Here is a 25,889-nt window from a genome sequence, read left to right as displayed (position 1 = left end):
ATTAATATGAAACTAGGTTTAATTGGATTAGGAAAAATGGGGTTCCCATTAGCGGAACATTTATATGAAGACAAGCATGAAGTAGTTGTATATGACGTAAATAAAGAACTTGTTGAAAAAGCGGATAAATTAGGTATCACTGCTCGCCATTCATTAAAAGAAATGATTGCTGAACTAGAAGCTCCTCGTACAATTTGGGTAATGGTACCTGCAGGGGAAGTAGTTGAGTCAGTATTAAAAGAAGTTTATCCATTATTAGAGGAAGGCGATATCGTTATTGAAGGCGGGAATTCATTCTATAAAGATACGTTACGCCGTGCTGAAGAAGCGAAAAGCTTTGGTTTACATTACGTAGATATCGGTACATCAGGAGGTGTAGAAGGAGCTAGATACGGTGCTTGCTTAATGGTTGGTGGAGAAAAAGAAATTTACGATCAATTAGAACCTTTATTTAAAGATTTAGCAGTAGAGAATGGGTATTCTTATGCTGGCCGTGTTGGTAGTGGTCATTTCTTAAAAATGGTTCATAACGGTATTGAGTACGGCATGATGCAAGCAATCGCTGAAGGATTTGAAGTGTTAGATAAAAGTGATTTTGATTTCAATTATGAAGATGTTGCAAAAGTATGGGCGAACGGATCAGTTATCCGTGGTTGGTTAATGGACTTAACTGAAAAAGCATTTGCAGAAGATCCGAAACTAGATGGCATTAAAGGTGTAATGAACTCTTCAGGAGAAGGAAAGTGGACTGTTGAAACTGCACTTGAACTGCAAGCTGCAGCACCAGTAATCGCAATGTCATTATTTATGCGTTACCGTTCTCAGGAAGATGATACATTCCACGGAAAAGTAGTTTCAGCCCTTCGTAATCAGTTCGGTGGACATGAGGTTGTGAAAAAATAGAGGATGATTTTTGAAAAGAAACTTGTGCATAAGCGCAAGTTTCTTTTTTATAGTTTAAGAAAAAGGGTGTAGCAATATAGCAGCAGACTTAAAGTTGCTTGGTAGTTGTACTAAAATGGGTGATTTGTCATCTAGCCAAATGTAATCCAACAAAATAAAACCTCCTCTTAGACTTTGAAATGTACGGATTCCCGCATTATGTTTTTTGTATTGATTGTGTCAAGTATAAAGCGCTGCATGAAATATGTCCCAACATAAAAATAAGAATAAATAAAATGAAGTTTTCATAAATAGTAAAAGGATGGTTATGTCATCAGTGTAGCTAAGAAATGATGTTACATATGAAAAGAGCGTGTTAATAAAATATGAGGTGGTTAAATGGGAAATGAGCAAGTGAAGTCTGTAAAGGAAGAAAAAACGTTATGTCTTTGTATGATTGTTAAAAACGAGTCTAGGATTATGGAAAGATGTTTAAATGCTACGAAATCAATTGTAGATTTTGTTTCTATTTGTGATACTGGATCGACGGATAATACACCTGAAATTATTGAAAATTGGTGTAAGGAAAATGAGATACCTGGGACGGTTCATCATGAGCCGTTTCAAAACTTTGGTTATAACAGAAGCTTAGCTGTTTCGTTAGCGCAAAAAACATACCCAGAAGCAGATTATTTATTAATATTAGATGCGGATATGATTTTAGAGGTTGATCCGAATTTCGATAAAACGAGCTTAACGGAAGATCATTATCTTACATTGCAATATGATGTTCATATTAAATATTGGCTTACACGTCTGTTAAAAGCTTCTTTACCATGGAAATCTGTCGGTGTTACTCATGAGTATTGGGATATAGATCGTTCCAAAGTTGGAGAGAATTACAATACGAGAGTAGCTAGACTGGAGACGCTTGTCGTTAATGACCCTGGTGATGGTGGGAGTAAAGCGGATAAATTTGAAAGAGATGAGAGGCTGTTGTTACAAGGGTTGAGTGATCCAGAAACAACGCCAGATTTGCATATAAGATATTTATTTTATTTAGCCCAAACTTATTTTCATTTAAGTCAATTTGAAGATTCGATTAAATGGTATAAAAAACGAGTGGAAGCAGGAGGATGGGTTGAAGAGGTGTTCTATTCGTTGTTGCGAATAGGGTTTTGTTATGAACAATTAGCAAACCGTGCAGCAAATAAACAACATGAAGTAACAGAAGCAGATGAAATGGAAAATGCTAAGACGCAAGAAGAGCAATATTCAGCGCTAGCTATTTTTTATTTTCAAAAAGCGTGGGAATATAGACCAACTCGGGCTGAGCCATTATACCAACTTGCAAGAATGTATCGATTAAAATCTCAAAATAATATTGCTTTGATGTATGCCCTGCAAGGGAAGGAAATTCCTTTTCCAAAAGATGATCTTCTATTTGTAGATTATCATGTGTATGATTACTTATTTGACTATGAAATTTCTATAAGTGCATTTTATATACCACATAAAAAACATTTAGGTGCAGTATCACAAAAATTTTTGGAATCGAAAAAAGAAGAGCTACCGTTGCATATAGCAAATATGGTAGAAAGTAATGCGAAATTTTATTGAATACAATTTCGGTTAAAGGAGTAGTGGAGTAATAATGGAATTAATACGATGGGCGCTAGAGCTAGGAGAATCTGTGCATGGAAATACGTATGAAGAATTGTTGCCACTACTAGATTATTATTATGATCGTGATCATTTAAAAGCGTATTGTATTGCAAATCTTCTGTTAAACATGGACGTATCAGATGAACATCAGCAAAGAATCGAATTAAGAAGGTGCATTGCTGCTTATTATGCTGGACTATATAAAGTAGCAAAAAAACATGCGAAGGATCTTTTACTGAAATATCCGGATGTGGATTTATATAAGAATAATTTAAGGCTAATGGAAGCTTATTTGAATAAAGAATATGATTATTGTTTGTTTATATGCCCAAAGACGTATGGTAGTTTTATAGATGTTGCGCGAGCTTTGAAATGGCGATTGGAGCAAGAGGGAAATACAGCAATCATATCAGAAACAATACTCGAAAATGTGGGGAATACAATTGTTTTTGGAGCGCATACATATGCACATAGCCCACATCTCCTTCCGAAAAATGCAATTATTTATAATTTAGAACAGCTATATGAAGGAAGCCCTTATGCGCATCCTCTTTATTTAATGTTATTAAAAGATAAGGAAATTTGGGATTATAGTAAACAAAATATAGAATGGTTAAAACAAAGAGGAGTAGGAAAAGAAATAAAACATGTAGGCATGAACTATGCACCAACTTTAGAAATAAAAAAAGATGCATTTGATGAAGAATTAACTGAAGACATTGATATACTGTTTATAGGTGCTCTTAACCCAAGACGGCAAGCTATATTGGATCAATTAAAAGTCGTTGCCCCGAATTTAAATATTGTTTTTAAAAATAATGCGTGGGGAATTGTTAGAAATGAGTTAATTGCCAGATCTAAAATTATATTAAATATCCACTTTTACTTATCTGGTATTCTTGAAACTCCTCGAGTTTCTTATGCAGTGGCAAATAAGAAATTTATTATTTCGGAAAATAGCAACCCAGAGGACGAAATAGATTGGCCGGGAATTGTATTTACTCCGTATGAAAAAATAATAGAAAATATTATGAAATATGTAGAATTGCCAGAAGAACGTATCAAATTAGCAGAAAAAGCGTATAACCATTTTGAAGCTAAAAGAAGCAATGGCATACTGAGCAATAAAGAGAAAGAAAAGTAAATGTGAAAAACTCATACTTTCGTATGAGTTCTTTTTTCGTCTATCATACTATTTTATTAAGCTAGTTCCCTCTTTATATTGTGTTTTGTATAGAAATTTCTGATAATATATAAGTATAACTTGAAAACAAAGGGGAGAAATGATGATGAAACTAGTTGTTATTAACGGTACACCAAGAAAATTCGGTAGAACTCGTGTGGTAGCAAAATATATTGCTGACCAATTTGAAGGGGAGTTATTCGATTTAGCAGTAGAAGAACTACCTTTATATAATGGGGAAGAATCACAACGTGAATTAGAAGCGGTAAAAAAATTAAAGGCGTTAGTGAAAAATGCAGACGGCGTAGTGCTATGTACACCTGAATATCATAATGCAATGAGTGGGGCGTTGAAAAATTCGCTAGATTACTTAAGTAGTAGTGAATTTGTTCATAAACCTGTCGCATTACTTGCAGTTGCAGGAGGCGGTAAAGGTGGAATTAACGCATTAAACAGTATGCGTACTGTTGCTAGAGGGGTATACGCCAATGCTATCCCAAAACAAGTTGTGCTTGATGGACTTCATGTACAAGACGGTGAACTTGGGGAAGATGCAAAACCATTAATTCATGATGTAGTTAAAGAATTGAAAGCATATATGAGCGTATATAAAGAGGTGAAAAAGCAACTAGGAGTTGAGTGATATGTCATCTCTTTATAAAGATTCACGCTTGTATTTCATTCTAGGGGCCAATAGTCTATCAGCTATTGGCTCCGGTATTGTAATGATAACGATTCCATGGTTGTTAATTAAAGAGAGTGGAGGAGAGACAACGTTTGGTTATGTTTCCATCATCTCAACACTGATTATGTTTTTGTTAACTCCGTTTATCGGGCAAAGTATTGATCGTTTTTCAAGAAAATCTTTATTATTATGTAATGAAGGTATTGGGATAGCCGTAATCGGAATAATGGTTATATGGGGATTTGCTGGGCAAACCTATCATTCTATTCATTATATTCTTATTTATATAGCAGGCTCTTTTTACTATCTATTATTTTATCCTACAATTTTTGCGTTCAACCAAGAAATTTTTCAAGCAGAACATTATAAAAGTTTAAGTGGAACGATGGAAATACAAGGACAGTTAACACAAGTTATTTCAGGAGCAGCCGCGAGCTTCCTAATTGAAGTTGTGTCTTTGAAGTGGATATTGTTAGTAGATATGTTAACTTTTGCAGGAGCATTTTTGCTGTTTTTATGTATACCGTATGTCAAGAAAAAAGAGATTAAAAAGAAAATAACATTTAAGAAGCAATTGTTCGAAGGAATTTACTTTATGAAAAACCGTCCTAAGATCTTTTGGTTCTTACTTGCCACTTATATGCCGTTTATAGGTGTCATGATGGCAAATTATTTAATACCAGTTTATATTTCGGATATACTTAAAGCTAATGCCTCTGTATACGCGATAGAGGGAATGATGTACGGTGTTGGAGCTGTTGTTGCAGGAATCTGTATTCCACTCATAATGAAATATGTCAAAACAGAAGTTTCAATCGTTATGACGATGTGCATTTATGTAATTTCAATTACCGCAATGATTATTGAACCTTCCGTAATGTTCTTATATGGACTAGCGATTTTTCATGCGATTGGAAATGCGGGGACAAGAGTGGCGAGAAATGTATTGATGATGGAGGAAATCCCAAACGAAGTAATGGGACGTGTTGACAGCTTATTTCGATTAATTGGTACAGGAATAAGAATTGTATTATTAATGCTGTTTACAGCTGGTGTATCTAAAGCTGGGGTAATGCTTCCTTTTTACGTATTAAGCTGCATATTGATCTTTTCATTAGGAATCGCTATCTATTATGTACTTTCAATGCGTAAAGTAAGAACGAACGTTTCTAATAAATCAATCATATAAAGTGAAACTAATAATCAGTAGGTTTTTTTCCATCCCACTGATTATCACCCCTCACCAATCGGGCTTTAATGGGCAGCCCGATCCCCACTTAAATTTTTTGCTTTCGCTGAATTTTGAGGTGGGGGTCTTACTGGCCATTAAAGCGGGATAAAAAATACTTCTGCCTTCCTATCTTTTTCTATATAATTAAAAAGAAAGGGAGTGCACACATATATATGAACAAATGGATATTACTTATAATCGTATTATTACCTCCACTATACATCCTTTATATGACGTTTCGAATGAAGAAAGCTGCTCGTGAAAAGTTGAGTCATCGCTCTCCATACGTTCTTATATTAGGTGCAAAGTTATTTGGAGATAGACCGTCTTTATCTCTTCAAAACCGTTTGGATGTAGCATTGGAATATTTAGTTTCTCATCCTGAAGCGAAAGTAATTGTTTCAGGTGGTCAAGGAGAAGATGAAGATATACCGGAAGCTCATAGTATGAGGAACTATTTAATGGTACATGGTATAGATGAGAGTCGTATTTTAATAGAAGATCAATCTACAAATACGTATGAGAATTTAAAGTTTAGTATAGATTTATATGATGTGAAACATGCGGTAGTTGTAAGCAATACGTATCATTTATATAGAACGAAAATAATTGCGAAGCGTTTAGGCATGAGGATGGAGGCATTAGCTGCTGAAACGCCAATGCGCTCTAAGAGAAAAATGTATGTCCGTGAATATGCCGCTATAATGAAAACAATATTGTTAGACCGTTAGAGCTCAAGTGTGAGCTCTTTTTTTGTTGAATAATGCGTATCATTTGAAATGAATTCCATATTCCATCAAAATAAAGGAAACAACGATAAAGGAGTTGTATTTGTGATTCAGTTTAATCAAGTGTCAAAATCATATGAAGGTGGCACAAAAGCAGTGGATTCATTGCATTTAGAAATTAAAAATGGAGAATTTTTTGTCCTTATTGGTCCGAGTGGTTGTGGGAAAACAACGACAATGAAAATGATTAATCGTTTAATTGAAACGACAGAAGGCTCAATCTTAATCGATGGAAAAGATATTCAAGAATACAATATTAATGAATTACGCTGGGATATAGGGTACGTGTTGCAGCAAATCGCTTTGTTTCCGCATATGACAATTGCTGAAAATATTGCAGTTGTTCCTGAAATGAGAAAGTGGAGCAAAGAAAAAATAAAAGCTCGTGTCGATGAATTGCTCCAGATGGTCGGGCTAGATCCAGACGTATATCGCGATCGCATGCCTGATGAATTATCAGGTGGGCAAAAGCAGCGTATTGGTGTTGTACGGGCATTAGCCGCAAATCCGAAAATCGTTCTTATGGATGAACCATTTAGTGCGCTAGATCCATTAAGTAGAGAACAGCTTCAGAAGGATATCGTACAATTGCAAAAGAAGATTCAAAAAACAATTGTATTCGTAACACATGATATGCAAGAAGCATTATCACTTGGAGATCGCATTTGTATTATGAAAGAGGGAAAAATTGTTCAATTAGATACGCCAGAAGAAATTATACATAACCCAAAAAATGAATTTGTAGAAGAGTTCATTGGAAATCGTGGGCGACCTTGGTATGAGGGGAAAAGTATAGAAGATGTATTGCCACTTGATGAAAGTATGCGGATAGAAGGGGAAGCACTATCATTACATTCTTCTTTACAAGAAGCATTAGTTCGCCTGCGAGCTGATGAAGTCGTTCCAGTTGAAGAAAATGGTCGATATGTTGGAGCTTTAACAAGTCGTCATATTGTCAATTATATTGTTGAACAAATGAAGGAAAGAGGCTAAACAGTGACTGATTTTATACAAACGTTTCAAGAACGAAAAATAGAATTACTAACTGCATTAAGTGAGCATTTACAAATATCGCTTATTTCATTATTTTTTGCAGTAATTATTGCGGTACCGCTTGGCATTTTATTAACGAGAAAAGAACGAATGGCTGAGTTTATTATAGGAACTTCTGCAGTTATGCAGACGGTGCCATCACTTGCATTACTCGGATTATTAATTCCGTTAGTAGGAATCGGAAAACTGCCAGCCATTATTGCATTAGTTGTGTATGCACTATTACCTATTTTACGCAATACATATACAGGAATACGGGAGTTAGATGAATCTTTAATCGAAGCAGCGAAAGCTATGGGGATGAATAGCTGGAGAAGACTGTGGAAGGTAGAGCTTCCTCTTGCTTTACCAATTATTATGGCCGGTATTCGTACGGCAATGGTATTAATTGTTGGAACGGCTACATTAGCAGCACTTATAGGTGCTGGTGGGCTCGGTAAACTCATATTACTCGGTATCGATCGGAATGATCATGCACTTATCATTTTAGGGGCCGTACCAGCCGCGTTACTCGCTTTATTCTTTGATGTAGTACTTCGAGTGCTTGAGAGGCCAAAACGCTCGTCTAAGCGTGTTATATTGACGATATGTATTGTTTGTATAATGGTTGCTTCTCCATTTCTTTGGAATACAGAAAAGAAAGATATTGTTATTGCGGGCAAACTTGGATCAGAACCTGAAATTTTAATTCAAATGTATAAGCAACTTATCGAACAAGATACCGATTTACACGTACAATTAAAACCAGGTCTTGGAAAAACAGCATTTGTATTTGAAGCGTTAAAATCAGGAGAAGTAGATATATACCCTGAGTTTTCGGGAACAGCTTTATCTACTTTTGTGAAAGAAGAGCCAAAAAGTACAAATCGGGATGAAGTATATGAACAGGCTCGCGTTGGAATGGAACAGAAATATAATATGGTTATGTTGAAGCCGATGGAGTATAACAATACATATGCACTAGCTATGCCGAAAAAAATAGCAGATCAAAATAATATAAGTACAATTTCTGATTTAGGAAAAATTGCACAGAATGCGAAAGTAGGATTCACATTAGAATTTGCTGATCGTGAAGATGGTTATAAAGGAATGCGAAAATTATATAACTATAAGTTTTCAAATGTGAAAACGATGGAACCAAAATTACGTTACAGTGCAATTCAATCAGGGGATGTGAATGTAATTGATGCATACTCAACAGATAGTGAATTGGAACAATATGGACTTAAAGTGCTAAAAGATGATAAAGGATTATTTCCACCATACCAAGGTGCACCTTTATTAAGAAAAGAGACGTTACAAAAATATCCTGAACTTGAAAAAGTATTAAATAAATTATCTGGAAAGATTACAGATGAAGAAATGCGAAAAATGAATTATGAAGTAAATGTAAATGGTAAAAGTAGTGAAGAAGTAGCGAAACAATTTTTACAAAAAGAGAACTTACTTCGTTAAATTTACAAGAAATATACAAATTTATATGTATGAAATGACCGTTCATTACAAAATGAACGGTTTTTTTGTGCATACTTATACATTTTTTCAAAAAAGTATTCCATTTTTCTTCATTTTCTTTTAGAATAAGTAATGTTTTCCTGAAAAAATATAAGAGAAGCGTCTATTAGAGAAAAAGGTGACTTTAATAGTTGAACGAACATAACACCTAGAATGACAGATGGGGTGGTACAAATAGAAAAGAAGTTAGGTTTTTTTCCATTAATTGCATTAGTAGTTGGAACAATGGTTGGTGGCGGTGTTTTTAGTTTACCGCATGATTTAGCAGTAGGAGCAAATAGTGGCTCTATAATAATTGGCTGGTGTATTACAGCGATGGGAATGATTCCACTCGCGCTCGTATATCAAACGTTAGCAAGAAAAAAACCAGAGCTTGAGGGCGGAATTTATAGTTATGCACGTGCTGGTTTCGGTGAATATATTGGATTTAACAGTGCTTGGGGATACTGGCTAGCAGGAATTTTAGGAAACGTTGCAACAATCATGTTACTGTTTAGTACATTAGGCTATTTCTTCCCAATTTTTAAAGGTGGAAATAGTGTTGCGTCTATCGTAGGAGCATCACTTTTATTATGGACACTTCATTTTCTAATTTTATTTGGAATTCGTGAAGCATCTATTATGAATGTGATTGCAACAATAGGGAAATTGGTACCAATCGTATTATTTATTGTTGTAATGGTAACAGCGTTTCGCTGGGATACATTTACACATGATTTTTGGGGAGAAGGAACTATTTCAGTTTCCTCTATACTTGGTCAAGTGAAGAATACAATGCTTGTAACTCTTTGGGTTTTCATCGGGGTTGAAGGAGCGGTAGTATTATCTGGAAGAGCGAAAAATAGTCGAGACGTCGGTAAAGCGACAGTATTAGGACTTATTTTAGTAATGTCTATTTATATTTTAATTTCTGTCTTGTCAATGGGAGCGATGACAAGAGGAGAGCTTTCTGTTTTAGAAACGCCGTCAATGGGACATGTATTAGAACATGTTGTTGGGACGTGGGGCGCAGTAGCGATTAACATCGGGTTAGTTGCTTCACTTGTAGGTACATTAATAGGTTGGTTTTTACTTGTTTCTGAAATTTCCCATGTAGCAGGAAAAGATGGCGTGTTTCCGAAAGTCTTTACGAAAACAAATAAAAAACAAACGCCGCATATGGCATTATGGATCTCAAATGGCGTTGCCCAAGTTATATTTATAATCGTTCTGTTTTCAGAGTCAACATATCAAATTATGTATTTCATAGCGTCAACATCAATTTTAGTACCATATTTATTATCAGCCTTATTCCAATTCAAATTAGTGATTACAAATGAACTAAAAGATGCAAAAGTGAAAAATGGTTCGCTAGCTTTAATTGCTTCACTTTACTCTGTATGGCTTATTTATGCAGCTGGTTTGAAGAATTTATTGCTCGTCTCAATCGTATACGGAATTGGGATCATTGTTTATGTGTACGCAAGAAAAGAAAAAGGAAATCGTTGTTTTACTCGTATAGAGAGATATGTAATGTGGGCAATTGTTGTAGCAGCTGTTACATCTCTTTATATGTTATTGACTGGAAATATAAAAATGTAAAAGTCCTTTTCATTTAAAGGGCTTTTTTCTTTGTCTATAGAATATTTAATACATAAGATATTCAGGAGGGATGAAAATGGAAGGAAAAGAACAGTTGAACAGAATTGTTGATTTAGCGAGTGAAGTAAGGAAAGTGTTAGTGCAAGAATCTTTTTTTAATCATCATCCTGAACTGCGAGGAGTGATTGAAAATTTAGCGAGTGCGGTAGAGAATTTGGCGGAATTACAGCAACATAAAGATGAAAACGCTGAAGATCGTTTACGATATGTACTTGCTAAAATGAAAATTGCTCATAATGCCATCTTACAAGAGAAAAACGCATTTCCATCTCATTAATATACGATTTCATTTTGAACCTGGCGGATAACGTCAGGTTTTTTGTTTCTAGTTTTGCGTTTCTTTCATACACTAAGAATAGTATGAAAAAAAGAAGGTGACGAAGGTGAAATTACATAAAGCTCTTCAGCCAAGTTTTATAAAACGAATGTACTATATGAGGTTTATTGGGAAGTTTACAAAAGCAGAGAGTGAGAAGAGTGGAGAGAATTTCTTTGTACAATGCCTATCGCCAATACCATTCACATTGCAAGAGCAATTGAAAAATGAACCATATGTATTTGAAGGTTTATGTAGCAATAAAAAGAATGAAAAAGTCTTTTTGGAATTAAAGAAAAGAAAACTAGAAAAGCAATTGATTATGTTTCGTCTCTATTATGAAAGAGGACATATATACGTGGAGTTAATTTGTACAGAAGAAGCGCGAGAAATAGCAAACGGTTATAAAATGATTCCAGTACCTAAAGTTTCCGATTATAAAAAGGGAGAGTCTTTAGAAAGAAAACTTAGTAATGGTTATTTGTCATTTCTAATGCCAAAATATCCGAAAGACTTTGAGCCTCCTGAGTTATTGTGGCATGAGGGAAGGTTATATGGAAATATATCTTTAAAGTCATCGTCAATTAGTTCAATCGCATATTTTGAACAGCAGCGGGAATGTAAGTATATAGAACTTAATGACTGGATGAAGTATGTAGAAATAGCGGTAGAAGATCAATTATATTTTGTAAGCAATCATGTGTATGAGCAATTAAAAAAACGAATAACTGAAGAAGGTAAGCTTGTAGAGGTAGAGGAAATAAAAGTGCAAAAGGATGAATGGGATGAGCGTGAATCCGTCTTTTTACAGTATGTGAAAAGTTTTGTACGTAATAAAGGGCTATATTTGGATGAAACAGATATTTATAACTTTCATATAAGTACAAAAACAAATATGTTGACGATTCTGGGTGGTATACCAGGCGCTGGAAAATCAAGTTTTGTGCAAGCTTATGCAGAAGCACTTGGATTACAATACGGGGAAGAATTGGTTTGGATCCCGATTTCACCATCATATCAAGAACCACATGATTTACTTGGTTACCTTCACCCAAATGGTACTTTTATTGAAAGTGAAACAAAATTAGTTAGGGCGTTAATGAAGGCAAAAGAAAATCAAAATCAGCTGTATATAATCGTTTTTGATGAAATGAATATGTCACATATTGAGCATTGGTTTACTCCATTTCTATCTGTTCTTCAACTTGAAAAGCAAAATCGTATTTTAAATTTATATGAAGGTGTGCAAGAAAAAGAAAATCCAATTCCGCCAACAATTGAAATTGGAGAAAATATTATATTTGTTGGTACTGTGAATTTTGATGAAGCGACGAAGGAACTCTCAGATCGATTATTAGATCGGACGAATGTAATAACTTTACGAAAGATTCCGTTTTGTGAGATGTGTATGGAGCAAGAGAAAGTTGTATTACAACCACCTCTGAAAGTAACTGCAGGAGAATTTCGCATAAATTGGGTCAGGAATAAAACGATGATTGAGGTGTTTTCTGAAGAAGAGTTAGAGCTATTAGATAAGTTACATGGTGTATTGTCATCACACGATACGTCAAAGGGAATTTCTTTTCGATGTGCAAATGCAATTGCTACTTATTTGCAAAATATACCGTTCCAAAATAATCATTCTTATATGATTAGTAGAGAGGAAGGATTTGATTTACAAATAAAGCAACGTGTATTGACGAAAATAAGAGGGACTGAAATGATGGTTGGGTCTTTACTTTCAGAGGAAGTAAAAAGGGGGGCAACATTAGTACCTCTTTTGCAATCTCCACTTGCAAACAGAGTATCTACATTTGAACACTCTTTAGCATATATAAGAGAAAAGCGTAGAGAACTGGAGTTGTATGGTTATGCAAAATGATGGACGATACGAAACAGAAATCGTTGATACGAAAGAAACGCTTCCTTTTGTATTAAAGTTAATTATTGGAACGGAGTCAAAAGGAGAATATATTTTATTAAATCGTCTTTGTACCTCTGCAACAGCATTAGCTCAATGTATTTATAAAGTGCAAGAATTAAAACCAATTAGATTGCAATACCATTATGAAAATCCAATGAATATTACTTTTATATGGAATAAAGTCTATGAGGGACAGAAGAATATAAAAGAGACAAAATATGAAATAAATGACCAAAAACAAAAGGTATTAATATATGAACATGGAAAAACGGAATTCTTTTATCCATGGCGTTGTGGTTTATATCATTTTGAAGTGAATATAGAAGATCGAACGTATTATGGCGCTTTTCAAGTCGTCCCCAAAAATTTTTTTGATGATCAATTTGAAATGATTCAAAACTATGTGAAGTCGATTTTAAATGAGTTGATTTTAGATAGAGGTTATTATAAAAAGACTTTCTCTGCACTTAGCGATATTGAAGATTCTTCTTATTTAGTGTTACTTAGAAAGTTGCCGCAAAAAATGAAAAAGATAAAGCAAATTTTTAAGAAAATAGAATCGAGTTCAAAATTTATACATGAATATAAATGGGAAGAAAAGGAGCGGAAAGCAACGAGGAAAGGAGCGGTAGTGGCGGAAAGAAAACCGTATGCAAAATATTATAATCGTAAGTTTATCGAACAAAAAAATAGTATGGAAAATGCATTTCTTAAATTTAAAGCGATGCAATTTTATCTTTATTTACTTGAAGCGGAAAATTTTTTGCGTCAAACAATTGAAATATTAGAAAGAGAAAAAAAGAAGAAATCAGAAGAATTTCAAGCTGTAAAAACGATTATACAAACAATTGAGCGTAATGGATCAGTGACCGATAGAGAGAAACAAAAATATAAAAATATACATTTACTAAAAGAGGCGGATTTACGAAAAAGTTCTATGAAGATACAAGAATATAAAATTTTAGCGCATTTTGTACATGATAGTGTACAATACTTTCAAACTTTAATGTATTCTCCATTTTGGAGAGAAGTTTCTGAAACGGGTAAGATGAACTCACATAATTTACCGATACCACATCAACAATTACTACAGCATTTAGATTTACTTCCACAATATACAGATCAATCTCCATCTTTATTATTTGTTTATAAACCAACTTTTTTAGTGTATGAATATTACGCTTTCTTTATCGTTATTTCCATGTTAGAGCAAATTGGTTTTGAAGCTAGAAATTCCATTCGTGAACAAATACAAGAACATTTTTATGTAGATGGATTACAAGATGGAACGACAGTAGTTTTACATCGAGATGATATGAAAGTCCATGTCGCATTTAATGATTTAATTGAAACACATCCTCTTATTGCATTAAGTAAAGGGAGTAATTTTTATAATGGAGAAGACACGAAGAAGCCAGATATTCGATTAGACTGTTATGTAAAGGAGGAAGAGAAATACGTATATCAATCTTCTATTATTATTGAAGTGAAGTATAGCCCAATGTACAATATTTTTCAGCACGTTGGGAATACGAAAGCAACTGAGCAAATGTATAAGTACTGGTCTATAAAATTTGTAGAAGAACAGGATGGAAAGCGAATCTATCATCGAAGGGCCATTTATGAAGTCATTTGTGTATACCCAGGAAGTCATATGCATAGTAAAAAAATTGAGTCTGGATGCGGTGTTTTCTTGCAATTATACCCATATAAAACGAAACAAGGAGAAGAGAAATTAGCGGGAAAACATGGAATGGTACAAATTTTTGAGAAGTGGTTAAAAAGCATGAAGAAGTAAAAGAAATCCTTTTTTATAAAGGATTTTTTTAGATTAAGAAGAATTATATGCAGTATGGGAGACAGCTTCATATGATATGAATTTGCAAGTGATAGAAATATATTTTGAGAAGAACGGTACATGAGGGATAAAAGGCGATTATGATGGAATTTAATTTATTTTGCAGAATATAATAAGGCGTAAATGTTTTTAGTTGCATACGAAGATTTGTTCTTATATGATAGATAGTGAAAGCGTTATCAAAAACAGAGCGGCGATGGGAAAGGCGGGGAAATATGTTCCAGCGTGTTCAAACAAAGGAAGAACATTTTTGGTTCGAGCAACTGTGGGGAGATTTTTGTGAAGAAAGAAACTTAATGTTCGTAGAACGTAATTTAAATCCATCACGATTTTTATTAATAGAAGATGAACATCATATCGGTACAGTAGAATGTATTAAGTATACGGTACCAGAACAATCAAATTCTGAGTTTTTCTATCCGTTTTCTAAAAATGATTTAGTGAAAGATTTGCAAAATGTATATGAAATAGGCAAGTTAAGTATTGCGAAAACGTCTCGTGGGAGAGGACACTTCAAAAGACTAACAGCTATTTTATTTATGCATGCATTAGAAACGAAAGCAGAATGGTATATTGCAGCGGTTACAAAAAGAATGTATATGTATTTATTAACACTCGGTTTCCCAATTGAACCGATAGATAAGCCATTTCAATTTCATGATACTTTACAAGGTGTACCAGTACGAATTCATGCCCGAAAAGGGGCTACGCATTTGTATTCTTTAAAAGAATTTCGAGATGTAATTCAAGGAAATGCCCATGCACAGGCATTAATCGCAGAATACAGTAAGAATATTATGTTAACCAAATAAAACGAAATGAATATGTATAATAAAGAGAATGCGATTTTAAAATGAAATCATTCTTCATGAAAAAGACCCTTATTATTTTAATAAGGGTCTAAAAATTATAATCCAAATATACTAAAAATCATTTTACGGCGCTTCGGTTTCTTTTCACGTTCATATATTGGCTTTGTATCGGGAGTAATATAGATTGGTTCCTCTTTCTTGAGGGTAGCTTCTAGTTTTTGAATTCGCTCTAACATTTCCTCCATTTCACGGCGATGTTGTAAAAGTTGGTACGTAACAACATCATTTGCCTTATCTTGCATTTGTTCTTCCATTCGATCTAGTCTTCTCGTAATTGTGTTTAATTGAGCGGTTAATTGCTCAAAATCATGTGATGATATGTTTTGAACAATTGTATTTACTTGAGTTTTCAATTCTTCAACATCATTTGATGATGTTTTTTGAGTAGGGTGAGTGTTTTGGGACTTCTCTATTAGTGAAAGATGGTATTCTAACATTTGGTCTAAATCATCTTGTGTAAAAATAAAGTGACCATATTTATTTTTTTCTATAGTAAGATTTAATTGTTGTGCAATCCGGACAACAGCCTTTGGGCTAACACCTAATTTTTTTGCGATAAATGGTGTTTTATATTCCAAAATAATCCCTCCTATATATATCCTGTTGAATGATTTCGATCTATGAAGTAAGTTCCCTTCTAGTGTGACAAAAGAAGTGTGGAATCGGCAAAGAAAGTGTTTTTTCACGAAATGAAGTTAGGAAGAATATATCGTGAATATAAAAGTTTTTATCTTAAAATTTAGAATCATTTGACTGAGGGAAATGAATTAGATTATCATAATGATAAATATCTTTTTTATGTATGCATATAATATATAAAAAGGTGGTTGCTAATGTAGAATTTTGTTAGAGTATTAGAATGCTTACTTCACTTGAATAAAATTAAGTAGGAGGTGGCTTCCTTGCTTACAATGTAAGTAAGGAAAAGTATTTGGACATATATAGTATAAGTATAGTGATTGTTTTAATTGCCTTAACGGCATTTTTCGTTGCAGCAGAATTTGCAATTGTTAAAGTGCGAAGTTCAAGAATTGACTATTTAATTGCAGAAGGAAATAATCGCGCAACATCTGTCAAAACAGTCATTACAAACTTAGACGAATATTTATCTGCTTGTCAGCTAGGAATAACAGTTACAGCACTGGGAATTGGGTGGTTCGGTAAACCTGCGTTAAAGCAAATGTTTGACACATTTTTTGTGAATTTGAACATTTCTACTCAACTAGCAGATATTTTTGCTGTAATTTTAGTGTTTTTGTTTATTACATTTTTACACGTTGTAATAGGGGAATTGGCTCCAAAAACATTTGCGATTCAAAAAGCTGAACAGGTGAGTTTATTTGTTGCTAAACCGTTAACTTTCTTTTATCGTATGGCGTTTCCTTTTATTTGGCTATTAAATGGATCAGCCCGAATAATTATGAAGTTGCTAGGGCTGAAACCACCGAAAGGGCACGATGAAATTCATTCAGAAGAAGAATTACGGTTATTAGTTTCAGAAAGTTACAAAAACGGAGAGATTAATCAGTCTGAATATAAATATGTAAATAAAATCTTTGAATTTGATGATCGTATAGCAAAAGAGATAATGGTACCCCGAACTGAGATGCATATTATAAGTAAAGAAATGCCTGCTGAAGAAGCGTTGCAAAAAATGTCTCGGGAAAAATATACGAGATATCCAGTTGTTGATGGCGACAAAGATCACGTAATAGGCTTTGTGAATTTTAAAGATATTTTCACAGATTTTGTGCAGCATAATGCGGTTAGTAATAAGAAAGTAGAGCAATATATTAGGCCGATTATTTTAGTTATCGACTCCATCCCAATACACGACTTATTTTTAAAAATGCAAAAAGAAAGAACACATATTGCTATATTGATAGATGAATATGGTGGTACGTCTGGACTTGTTACTGTTGAAGACATTTTAGAAGAAATAGTTGGAGATATTCAAGATGAGTTTGATACAGATGAACAGCCAGAAATCCAACAAGTTAGTGAAACGAAAACAATACTAGAGGGAAAAGTACTTGTTAGTGAAGTAAATACGTTATTAGGTTTAACGATTGATGATAATGGTGTTGACACAATAGGTGGATGGATTTTAACGAAGAATATAGAAATTGCTGAAGAGGATTTCATTGAAATTGAAAATTATAAGTTTTGCGTAAAAGAATTAGATGGACACTATATAAAGAGACTAGAAGTTACAAAAATTGTAGAATCAATTGTTATTTTAGAAGATGAAAAACAAATTTCATTGCAAGAACAAATTAGTTCGTAGACTCTGCTAGATGGCAGAGTTTTTTTGAGCATAATGTTTTTTGCAGAATAAGGGCTATGTTACAATGACATAAGTCAGACCTTTCACTAGGTGAAGTATTGTTGTATACATATATTTGAAAGGGGAAGAATTATGAAAAAGCATTTATATATAAATGGAGATTGGAAGTCTGTAAATACGTATAAACCATTATATGCACCATATTCTGAAGAAACATTAGCGGAAATCGCGCAAGGAACGGAAGAAGATGTAAAAGAGGCTGTTATTGCTGCAAAGAATGCAATGAAAGAAATGAATAGATTATCTGCATATGATCGTGCGACTATTTTAGAGAAAGTCGCACAAAAAATGGATGAAAGAAGAGAAGAATTTGCAGAGATTATTGCAAAAGAGGCTGCAAAACCAATACGTGCTGCAAGGGGAGAAGTAGATCGTACCGTTCAGACATACAAATTTGCAGCTGAAGAAGCGAAGCGTATATACGGTGAGACACTGCCACTTGATGCAGCACCTGGTGCAGATGGGCGCATTGCATACACAATACGAAAACCGATTGGGGTTATAGGAGCTATTACACCATTTAATTTTCCATTAAATTTAGTGGCACATAAAGTGGGCCCTGCAATTGCTGCTGGAAATACAGTTGTGTTAAAACCAGCTGATCAAACGCCTCTATCATCTTATGCATTAGTTGAACTATTTGAAGAAGCAGGATTGCCAAAAGGGGCTTTAAATATTATTTCTGGTCCGGGTTCAACTGTAGGAGAAGCAATAGTTACAAATGATGATGTTGCTTCCATTACTTTTACGGGAAGTCCGAAAGTTGGACTTGGAATTAAGGCAAAGGCTGGGTTAAAGCGAGTTACGTTAGAACTAGGATCGAATGCTGCTGTTATTATTGATGAAGATGTTGAATTAACAGATGAATTAATTGAACGAGTAAAATGGGGAGCATTTGTTAATAATGGACAAGTTTGTATTTCGGTACAACGTGTTTTTGTACATGAAGAGAGAATGGATGAATTTTTATCTAAGTTACAGAAAGCGATGGAAACAGTTGTTGTTGGTGATCCGTTGCTTGAGGAAACGGATGTATCAGCTTTAATTTCGAAAAAAGATGTCGAGCGTATCGATAACTGGGTGCAAGAAGCAGTTAAAGAAGGAGCGAGCGTTTTGTATGGTGGTAACAAACGTGATGAAAGGATTTTTAAACCAACTGTATTAACGAATGTTCCAGAGCATGTATCTGTACAGTGCCAAGAAGTATTCGGTCCACTTATGACAGTAAATACATTTAAAGAATTTGATGAGGCCATAGAGCAAGTAAATCATTCGCGTTACGGTCTACAAGCAGGCGTATTTACAAATAATTTGTTTAAAGCAATGCGTGCAATTGATGAATTAGAAGTTGGTGGTGTCATGATAAATGATATTCCAACGTTCAGAGTAGACCATATGCCTTACGGTGGTGTGAAAGAAAGTGGTACGGGGCGTGAAGGAATTAAATATGCAATCGAAGAAATGACAGAAATGAAATTAGTGTGTATTAAAAAATAAAGTAACTAGAACTTAAACATCGCAAAAAAACGAGTAGGAAATGTTTACGATTCCATACTCGTTTTTTTGTTTATTTGACGTTTCTTAGAATGATTTCATTTAATCAAGTGTACCTTTTACTTCATTTCTTGTTTGAAAATAGCATCTTCTACATAAATTTGTTCTTTGTCGACAGCAGTGCTATGAGATAATACTAAACCGATTGGTGTTTCTATACCTTTATTTTGAACAATTGTAAAAGGAACATTTTTTTCATTCGCTAATTTAATGTATTTTGATAAATGTGGGTAAGCAATGCCACCATTTAGGAATATTTGTAATGATTGAGAAGAGCGCATGCTACTAGCTACTTCAGAATATACATTACTTTGCATTACTTGACCGATAGTTAAAGCGATTTCTACACGCTCACGTAATGTAGTTAAATACATATTACGTTCTTCTGGTTTGTTTTGCTTTTGGCCGTAAATGCCTTCTTGGAGATAATCTTCCACATTTTTATTTACCATATTTTTCACACCTTTCCTTTTCTATTGTACGAAAGAATGAAGCAGGATGCAAAAAAAGTCGCATCGAATATAAAAAATTTGAATGAAAGGAAGGAAAATGGAATGTAACAATCTAAACAATTAATAAAGTTATAAAAATTTTATCAACACATATTAACAAAATGTGACAATAATCTATTAACGAATCATGTTTTTTGTGTTAATATTCAAAATATAAAGGGTGTTCGTCGCATGGAAATGGAGGAATGGAGGTTTTTCCAATCGATAAGGATATTAAAGAAGTATTTTGTTCGCACTTGAAAAACAACAGGCACCAATTCGTTGAGAACTGGAAAAACAAAATGATAATTTCCGATAAAGATCCATTTAGACTAGAAGCAGTTCAAAATGGAGAGGATTTATTAGAGTTTATTATTGAACTTACTATGGAAGAAAAAGATATAAATTATCTTCAGCCATTATGCGAGAAAATTGCTATTGAACGTGCAGGAGCAGATGCGAATATAGGTGATTTTGTTTATAATGCAAATGTGGGAAGAAATGAGCTTTTCGAAGCGATGTGTGAATTAGATGTTAGTGCACGTGAATTGAAACCAATTATGGCCCAAATACATACTTGTTTTGACAAATTAATTTATTACACTGTTTTAAAATACTCGGAAATTATATCAAGAAATTTAGAGGAAAAACAGCAATATATTAACGAAACACATAAAGAAAGGCTGACGATTTTAGGGCAAATGTCAGCTAGTTTTGTACATGAATTTCGTAATCCACTTACTTCCATTATGGGGTTTGTCAAATTATTAAAGGCAGACCATCCTAGTTTATCGTATTTAGATATTATTTCTCATGAATTAGACCAATTAAATTTTCGCATTTCGCAATTTTTACTCGTATCGAAAAAAGAAATGTGGACTGAATCTGAACGGTTTTGGCTAAATGATTTATTTCAAGACATTATACAGTTCTTATATCCAAGTTTGGTCAATGCAAATGTTTCTATTGAAAAGAATTTGCCATATCCAATTCCGCTTACTGGTTATCGGAGTGAAGTGAGACAAGTATTTTTAAATATATTAATGAACTCAATTGACGCTCTTGAATCAATGAAAGAAGAACGAAAAATTATCATTGATGTATTTGAAGAAGATCAATCGATTCGGATTGTAATAAAAAATAACGGGCCAATGATTCCAGCTGAAAATGTAGAAACGATTTTTGAACCATTTGTAACTACTAAAAAGTTAGGAACTGGTATTGGGTTATTTGTATGTAAACAAATTGTAGAAAAGCATAATGGGTCCATCATGTGTCGTTCAGATAATGATTGGACAGAATTTCAAATTGCATTTCAAAAATAAACAGTCTACACCAAATGAATGGTGTAGACTGTTTTAATTCGTAAGTATAACGGCTTCTAATTTAGGATCTTTCGTTGAATAACCTAAAATTGAAATTGTATAAATAATGTTCGGTTCGACTTTGAAATCCGGTATAGTTAGTAAGACACTTTGATGATCTGCGAGTGAAACTTCTATATCCGCTGTACCAGGGCTAACTTCTAAAAAATCTGTTATTTGTTTAAAGAGTACATTTTCAAATAAATGATCGCCACCTTTTAAACTTACATTTACAACAGGGGTATCGGGAGAAAAGTGCGCAAAGCGTATTTTTGCCTGGCCTGCTGGTAAATGAGTATTATCAAGCATAGGTTGTAATTGTAGATGATTATCACTATTTATTGCAGCAAAAGTATAAGAGTGATTTCCCATTATTGGTACTAAAGCTGAAAAGATGGGCGTTTCATTTCCGACAGGAACAATATCTATTCGGTACTTACCTTGTACTAATGTTAAATAGGGACTAAATTGTTTAAATGAAATATTTTTAATTACCTTTTGCCCGTTTACTAAAATGTCAACGGCAGGTGTATTTGAAGCAGAGTGAAAAAATCTTATGTGCGATGGTAAAGCAGCTTCTTGTGAATCTCTTTTTTCGTATGCCTGTACAAGATTCGTAAGCGCATCATAATATTTCATATATAGTTCTGCATATTTTTTTGGATTATGAAATTGATAGTAACGAGCGAGCTGTTCGTAACGTGCAGCTTCTTGTCCATATTTTTCGATTTCAGATTGAGACATGAACATTCCTCCTTTGTCATCATTAAAACTATATGCTTAGCAAGAATGAGGTTATGCGAAAAAAATTGTTTTTTAAAGGAGAAAGGTTCAAAATTAATAATAAGTATTTTTTAAGGATAAGTTAAGTTTAGGTGAACGAGAGTTATAATTTTCTAGAGGATACAAAAATATATCATCCATATTGGCTGATGAAGTGTATATTTCGAAATGAAAAATTTGAGAGCATAATACGTGACATGTCGAAACCATGTCCTGAAACCCTTAGGAAACTAGGGATTTTTTAAATTATGGGCAAATACACATACAAAGTAATAATTGTCCTACATAAATTATAAAGGAAAGGTAGTTTGAAATTAAGGAAAGGAATGAAACCTTGGGATGGGGATATCCCGCAAGGAATTGTGAATGGAGTTATGGACGGTGTTGTGCTTTATACTGTAGGATGAATTGTGATTTTGTAATACTATTGTTTCTATTTACGTTAGCAAGTGACGGTATTAACTGATAAAAGAGCGTCGTGCCGAACTGATTAATGTGGTTAATCGGTTCTTTTTTTATCCGATTTTAATGGGCAGTAAGACCCACATCTCAAAATTCAGCGAAAACAAAGAAGTTAGGTGGGGGTCGGGCTGCCCATAAAAGTCCGATTGGTGAGGGCTGATTAAAGTTTCACTTTATTGTATAAATGGAGGAGAATGTATGTGAAATATTGGGTTCTATAAAAATAATTGCTATGCATTTAGTAGGATTAATTGTCGAGATTTGTTTGAAAATATGCAATATAAAGTAGGAGAACAGGAAGGAGTTTAAAGGGAGTTTCGTCGAAGTTTACACAATGTCGGCATTTGAGGGAAGCTGACATTATGTTGGAAAAATATTTAGTGAAGCGTTAATTTTATATAAGGGAGGGTTATTTGAGCGTATAGATAAGGGTTGGTCTTTAATTTAAGTTCTGAATTTTCTGTTTTTAAATTGATATTTAGCACTCATTTGTATATTTTATAATAGTTTTTTGATAAATTCACTGCTTTCGCAGAGGGTTCTTTTTTATGAAAGAAACGTCAATTTTCTTCATATATATATACAAATTGGAGAAATGGGGGAGCGCTATGCGCGATTACTTAATTAAACCACTTGTTGGTCAGCCGTATCCAATGATTTCACATGGAAAAGGTGTGTATTTGTATGATCAAAACGGAAATAAATATTTTGATGGCTCGTCAGGAGCAATTACGGCAGGTATTGGGCATGGCGTAAAGGAGATTGCGGACGTTATCAAAAAGCAAGCTGAGGAGATTGCTTTCGTTTATAGATCACAGTTTACGAGTGAACCAGCTGAAAAATTAGCTAAGAAACTAAGCGATTTAAGTGTAGGAGATTTGAACTGGAGCTTTTTTGTAAATAGTGGTACGGAAGCAAATGAAACAGCTATGAAAATTGCAATTCAACATTTTCAAGAGCGAGGTATTCAAGGGAAACATAAAATTTTGTCACGATGGATGAGTTATCACGGTATTACGATGGGCGCCTTATCAATGTCTGGGCATCCACTGCGTAGACAACGTTTCGTGTCAATTTTAGAAGATTATCCAACTATTCCAGCTCCATATTGTTTTAGATGTCCGGTGCAAAAAGTATATCCAACTTGTCAGCTTGCTTGTGCGACTGAACTAGAAAGATCAATCGAAAGAATTGGTGCAGAACATATCGCAGCTTTTATCGCTGAACCGATTATCGGAGCAGCTGGAGGCGCAGTCGTTCCGCCGAAAGAATATTATAAAGTTATTAAAGATATTTGTAGTCATTACGATATTTTATTTATTGCTGATGAAGTAATGACTGGGCTTGGTCGTACTGGCGCATGGTTTGCGATGGAGCATTGGGGTGTAGAACCGGATATTATGACCCTTGGTAAAGGTTTAGGAGCTGGATACACACCGATGGCAGCGACGGTTGTAAGTGACCGTGTAATGGAGCCAATTTTACGAGGATCGCGTTCTGTTATGAGTGGGCATACGTTAAGTGCAAATCCATTATCTGCAGCAACAGCTCTAGCTGTTATTGAATATATGGAGAAACATAATCTACCTGAAAAAACAGCTGAAAAGGGAGAGTATTTAATAAAAGGATTACAGAAAGTTCAGCAACAATCGACAATCATTGCTGATGTGCGCGGAAAAGGGTTGCTAATTGGAGTAGAATTGCAACCGTTTACAAAAGCGTCGGAACTTATTTCGGTTGCAGCTAAAAATGGTCTTCTTTTATACCAAGCTGTTTCAGGGCAAGCAGGAAAAGAAGATAGTGCACTGCTTGTAGCACCGCCAATGACAACTACATATTCCGAGTTAGATGAATTACTTTCAATTTTTGCAAAAAGTGTTGAAGAAATGATGCAAAAAGGAGGGCATAGTATCGCATGACAACTATTACGAATACATTCAGTAAATTAAAAGAGATAGAGGAAGTAATTTCTTTATTCCACGATGATATGACATTAATGTTTGGGGGATTTGGGGGGATTGGATCCCCTCCATCTTTAATACAGGCGATTTTAGAAAAAGGAGTTACAAATTTAAATTTGATTGGAAATGATACAGGATTTCCTGATGTAGGAATCGGTCGTCTCGTTACGAATGAAAGAGTAAAATCATTAATTACTTCTCATATTGGATCAAATCCAAATGCAGGAAGACAGTTAAACGAAGGAAGGTTACAAATTGAGTTTTCTCCTCAAGGAACATTAGCAGAGCGTATTCGCGCTGGTGGTGTAGGACTTGGTGGCGTATTAGTTGATGTAGGTGTTGATACGATTGTAGAAGAAGGAAAACGTACTGTTGAAATGAATGGTAAAACATATTTAGTTGAAACAGCATTAACTGCTGAGGTTGCGATTGTATACGCGAAAAAGGCGGATCCATTCGGTAACCTTGTGTTTGATAAGAGCGCTCGTAACATGAACCCTCACGTAGCTATGGCCGGGGATATAACGATTGTAGAAGCAGAAGAAATTGTTCCACTTGGAAGTTTAGATCCAGAAGAAATTGTTGTCCCAGGAGTATTTGTAAATTATATCGTACCGTCGGAAGGAGTGAATTGGAAATGGGTATGGGCGTAGAAGTGAGAGATAAGATTGCTAGACGTGCGGCGAAAGAAATACAAAATGGTATGATTGTAAATTTGGGAATTGGTATACCATCGCTTGTACCGAATCATTTGCCTGACGATATAAACGTTATGTTTCATGCAGAAAATGGAATTGTAGGTATGGGACCTACGCCAAGTAAAGGAAATGAAGACGAAAATTTATGTAACGCAGCAGGTTTGCCAACTTCTCTTATTACAGGAGCAAGTTATTTTGATAGTTGCACAGCGTTTGGGATGATTCGAAAAGGTTTACTAGATATAACGATTCTTGGTTCATTACAAGTAAGTGAGAATGGTGATTTAGCAAACTGGATTGTTCCAGGGAAACGCGTTCCAGGTATTGGAGGAGCAATGGATTTAGCTCAAAAAGCGAAGCGGGTCGTTGTTGTGATGAATCATGTCGATAAATATGGAAATGCAAAAATTGTTTCGGAGTGTACATTACCATTAACTTCAAAAAAATGTGTAGATTTAATTATTACGGATATGGCAGTAATGGAAGTGACGCAGGATGGACTTATTTTGCAAGAATTAATGAGCCCATACACAGTAGAAGATATAAAACAACATACAGAAGCAAATTTTAAAATTGGTTCTAATTTACTAGTAATTGAATGAGGGGAGATGTAATA

The 25,889-nt window shown here is 34.3% G+C and carries 22 protein-coding genes and 1 pseudogene; 19 read left to right on the top strand and 4 right to left on the bottom strand.

From position 1 onward, the window contains the following. The first annotated feature begins 6 nt into the window (after positions 1 to 6). Positions 7 to 903 (top strand): phosphogluconate dehydrogenase (NAD(+)-dependent, decarboxylating), encoded by an 897-nt coding sequence (gnd, locus tag PDK19_RS05635; protein WP_000765989.1) that lies wholly within the window; start codon positions 7 to 9, stop codon positions 901 to 903. A gap of 60 nt (positions 904 to 963) precedes the next feature. On the opposite strand, the pseudogene PDK19_RS05630 reads toward gnd, so the two are convergent. Beyond that, positions 964 to 1,142: pseudogene (locus PDK19_RS05630) on the bottom strand (DUF2711 family protein); the annotation flags it as partial. Between the two features lie 139 nt (positions 1,143 to 1,281). Between PDK19_RS05630 and PDK19_RS05625 the strand changes: the two are divergent. The 12 genes from PDK19_RS05625 (at position 1,282) to PDK19_RS05570 (ending at position 15,553) form a co-directional block, all read left to right on the top strand. Then, positions 1,282 to 2,502, top strand: a complete 1,221-nt coding sequence (locus PDK19_RS05625; protein ID WP_000526234.1) for a tetratricopeptide repeat-containing glycosyltransferase — start codon at positions 1,282 to 1,284, stop codon at positions 2,500 to 2,502. Positions 2,503 to 2,536: 34 nt separating this feature from the next. Beyond that, entirely contained in the window at positions 2,537 to 3,691 is a 1,155-nt protein-coding gene (locus tag PDK19_RS05620; protein ID WP_041184531.1) for a hypothetical protein, read from the top strand. A 145-nt stretch (positions 3,692 to 3,836) separates the two neighbouring features. Further along, complete coding sequence (locus PDK19_RS05615) at positions 3,837 to 4,373, top strand: NADPH-dependent FMN reductase (RefSeq protein WP_208735872.1); 537 nt, start codon at positions 3,837 to 3,839, stop codon at positions 4,371 to 4,373. A gap of 1 nt (position 4,374) precedes the next feature. Next, positions 4,375 to 5,604, top strand: coding sequence for an MFS transporter (locus tag PDK19_RS05610; protein WP_270706717.1), 1,230 nt, complete (start codon positions 4,375 to 4,377; stop codon positions 5,602 to 5,604). Between the two features lie 215 nt (positions 5,605 to 5,819). After that, on the top strand, positions 5,820 to 6,377 hold the full coding sequence (locus PDK19_RS05605) for a YdcF family protein (protein ID WP_270706715.1): 558 nt from the start codon (positions 5,820 to 5,822) through the stop codon (positions 6,375 to 6,377). A gap of 102 nt (positions 6,378 to 6,479) precedes the next feature. Then, positions 6,480 to 7,427, top strand: coding sequence for an ABC transporter ATP-binding protein (locus PDK19_RS05600; RefSeq protein ID WP_270706714.1), 948 nt, complete (start codon positions 6,480 to 6,482; stop codon positions 7,425 to 7,427). Between the two features lie 3 nt (positions 7,428 to 7,430). Continuing rightward, positions 7,431 to 8,942 (top strand): ABC transporter permease/substrate-binding protein, encoded by a 1,512-nt coding sequence (locus tag PDK19_RS05595; protein WP_000129130.1) that lies wholly within the window; start codon positions 7,431 to 7,433, stop codon positions 8,940 to 8,942. 213 nt (positions 8,943 to 9,155) lie between these two features. After that, entirely contained in the window at positions 9,156 to 10,583 is a 1,428-nt protein-coding gene (arcD, locus tag PDK19_RS05590) for an arginine-ornithine antiporter (RefSeq protein ID WP_000129464.1), read from the top strand. Positions 10,584 to 10,659: 76 nt separating this feature from the next. Next, positions 10,660 to 10,920 carry a hypothetical protein gene (locus tag PDK19_RS05585; protein ID WP_000398576.1) on the top strand — a complete coding sequence of 87 codons (261 nt, stop codon included), beginning with the start codon at positions 10,660 to 10,662 and terminating at the stop codon, positions 10,918 to 10,920. Between the two features lie 106 nt (positions 10,921 to 11,026). Next, a complete protein-coding gene (locus PDK19_RS05580) occupies positions 11,027 to 12,841 on the top strand; it encodes an AAA family ATPase (protein ID WP_270706712.1) in 1,815 nt (604 codons plus the stop codon). Beyond that, a complete protein-coding gene (locus PDK19_RS05575; protein ID WP_014893777.1) occupies positions 12,831 to 14,681 on the top strand; it encodes a hypothetical protein in 1,851 nt (616 codons plus the stop codon). The genes PDK19_RS05580 and PDK19_RS05575 overlap by 11 nt, the downstream gene beginning before the upstream one ends. Before the next feature lie 275 nt (positions 14,682 to 14,956). After that, positions 14,957 to 15,553 carry a hypothetical protein gene (locus PDK19_RS05570; RefSeq protein ID WP_000487803.1) on the top strand — a complete coding sequence of 199 codons (597 nt, stop codon included), beginning with the start codon at positions 14,957 to 14,959 and terminating at the stop codon, positions 15,551 to 15,553. Positions 15,554 to 15,648: 95 nt separating this feature from the next. Here the strand turns inward: PDK19_RS05570 and racA are convergent, their stop codons facing one another. Further along, entirely contained in the window at positions 15,649 to 16,191 is a 543-nt protein-coding gene (racA, locus tag PDK19_RS05565; protein WP_000456004.1) for a chromosome-anchoring protein RacA, read from the bottom strand. A 353-nt stretch (positions 16,192 to 16,544) separates the two neighbouring features. Here racA and PDK19_RS05560 point away from each other — a divergent pair, with 353 nt between their 5' ends. Together PDK19_RS05560 and PDK19_RS05555 are read left to right on the top strand one after the other, a co-directional pair. Further along, the gene (locus tag PDK19_RS05560; protein ID WP_270706710.1) at positions 16,545 to 17,900 is read left to right on the top strand and encodes a hemolysin family protein; all 1,356 of its coding nucleotides are present in this window, start codon (positions 16,545 to 16,547) and stop codon (positions 17,898 to 17,900) included. A 132-nt stretch (positions 17,901 to 18,032) separates the two neighbouring features. Beyond that, a complete protein-coding gene (locus PDK19_RS05555) occupies positions 18,033 to 19,457 on the top strand; it encodes an aldehyde dehydrogenase family protein (RefSeq protein ID WP_000716444.1) in 1,425 nt (474 codons plus the stop codon). A 116-nt stretch (positions 19,458 to 19,573) separates the two neighbouring features. Here the strand turns inward: PDK19_RS05555 and PDK19_RS05550 are convergent, their stop codons facing one another. Further along, a complete protein-coding gene (locus PDK19_RS05550) occupies positions 19,574 to 19,966 on the bottom strand; it encodes a YueI family protein (RefSeq protein WP_000247570.1) in 393 nt (130 codons plus the stop codon). Positions 19,967 to 20,211: 245 nt separating this feature from the next. On the opposite strand from PDK19_RS05550, the gene PDK19_RS05545 reads away from it, so the two are divergent. Then, complete coding sequence (locus tag PDK19_RS05545) at positions 20,212 to 21,330, top strand: BA2291 family sporulation histidine kinase (protein WP_000451748.1); 1,119 nt, start codon at positions 20,212 to 20,214, stop codon at positions 21,328 to 21,330. Positions 21,331 to 21,363: 33 nt separating this feature from the next. On the opposite strand, the gene PDK19_RS05540 is transcribed toward PDK19_RS05545, so the two are convergent. Beyond that, entirely contained in the window at positions 21,364 to 22,113 is a 750-nt protein-coding gene (locus PDK19_RS05540; protein ID WP_074615010.1) for a DUF4397 domain-containing protein, read from the bottom strand. 1,109 nt (positions 22,114 to 23,222) lie between these two features. On the opposite strand from PDK19_RS05540, the gene PDK19_RS05535 reads away from it, so the two are divergent. Genes PDK19_RS05535 through PDK19_RS05525 form a run of 3 tightly spaced genes read left to right on the top strand, consistent with a single transcriptional unit; the run spans position 23,223 to position 25,875 of the window. After that, a complete protein-coding gene (locus PDK19_RS05535) occupies positions 23,223 to 24,533 on the top strand; it encodes an aspartate aminotransferase family protein (protein ID WP_001205894.1) in 1,311 nt (436 codons plus the stop codon). After that, on the top strand, positions 24,530 to 25,228 hold the full coding sequence (gene atoD, locus PDK19_RS05530; RefSeq protein ID WP_000208119.1) for an acetate CoA-transferase subunit alpha: 699 nt from the start codon (positions 24,530 to 24,532) through the stop codon (positions 25,226 to 25,228). The genes PDK19_RS05535 and atoD overlap by 4 nt, the downstream gene beginning before the upstream one ends. After that, the gene (locus PDK19_RS05525; RefSeq protein ID WP_000525281.1) at positions 25,213 to 25,875 is read left to right on the top strand and encodes a CoA transferase subunit B; all 663 of its coding nucleotides are present in this window, start codon (positions 25,213 to 25,215) and stop codon (positions 25,873 to 25,875) included. The genes atoD and PDK19_RS05525 overlap by 16 nt, the downstream gene beginning before the upstream one ends. The last annotated feature ends 14 nt before the right edge of the window (positions 25,876 to 25,889 follow it).

Origin of the sequence: Bacillus cereus group sp. BcHK124 (assembly GCF_027712065.1) — a bacterium.
GTDB lineage: Bacteria > Bacillota > Bacilli > Bacillales > Bacillaceae_G > Bacillus_A > Bacillus_A pacificus.
This window is presented reverse-complemented; position numbering and strand designations above follow the sequence as displayed.